Source organism: Paenibacillus sp. Marseille-Q4541 (assembly GCF_018310695.1).
In the GTDB taxonomy this organism is placed as follows: Bacteria; Bacillota; Bacilli; order Paenibacillales; family Paenibacillaceae; genus Paenibacillus.
Window position 1 is genome coordinate 1 of sequence record NZ_JAGXCY010000079.1, and the last position, 1,071, is coordinate 1,071.

Below are 1,071 nucleotides of genomic sequence, written 5' to 3' on the forward strand. Positions count from 1 at the left end.
CGCCAAGGGATGAGATAGAGGAATGTATTGCTGAGGTATTTCAGGAGATCCTTGGGACAGAACGTATTGGTATCGATGATAGTTTCTTTGAATTAGGAGGTCATTCACTTCGGGCGTCTCGGCTTGTCAGTTTGTTGGAACAACGTCTTGGTATTAGTCTGACGTTAAGAGATATTCTGGCCGATCCAAACGTAAGGAAATTAGCAGAAAAAGCGAAAATAATGGATAGAAAAGACCGGAAAGAACAAAACGAGACCTTGTTTTTACAACTTGCAGCTGCAGTCGAAGAGGAGGTTTAAGCGAAATGAGCAGAAAATATAAAATGAGCTCCGCCCAGAAACGATTATTTGTACTACATGAAATGCACAAATCTGACATCACATATAATATTCCCATTCTGCTAAAAGTGAAGGGCGAACTGAATGTTGACCAACTAAGCCAGGCGTTTAATCAACTTTGCAGTCGTCACGAACTACTGCGCACCCATTTTTCTCATAATAAAGATAAGTTTCTTCAAATTATAGAAGACGAGGTTCAACTGAAGTTAGAATATTCGGTAGGACGACTTGAAGCAATTCCTAATTTGTTCGAACAGTTCATACGTCCATTCAACTTAAGAGAAGCACCACTGATGCGAGCAAAATTGGTCCAAACATCAAAAGATGAATATATACTCATGCTGGATATCCACCACATTATTTTTGATGATGGTTCTACTGATGTGCTGCTATCCGATTTATCTTGCCTTTATAGTGGAATGAAACTTCCAGAGCTTAGAGTTCAGTACAAGGACTACAGTGCATGGCAAAATGCGCGGGATTTACAGGAGCAGGAAGCTTACTGGTTAGAAGAATTTTCAGGAGATGTGCCCGTTCTGGATGTAAAGACAGATTATGCTCGTCCACAGCATCAAAGCCATAAGGGCGGTAGTTTGAATACTTGGGTAACACGTAAGCATAACGAGGCAGTAAAGAAATTAGCCAAAAGGAGCGGTGCAACAGAATATATGGTTCTGTTGTCTGCTTTTATGCAGCTCATGGGTCGTTACAGCAGGCAGGAAGAGATCGTGGT

Annotated in this window: 2 protein-coding genes; both read left to right on the plus strand. The window is 41.2% G+C overall.

Going from position 1 to position 1,071, the window contains the following annotated elements; genetic code table 11:
• On the plus strand, positions 1-299 hold a 299-nt coding region (locus tag KFT32_RS27095; protein WP_211750458.1), incomplete at its 5' end, for a phosphopantetheine-binding protein.
• Positions 300-304: 5 nt separating this feature from the next.
• A partial coding sequence (locus KFT32_RS27100; RefSeq protein WP_249436172.1) for a condensation domain-containing protein occupies positions 305-1,071 on the plus strand: 767 nt, incomplete at its 3' end.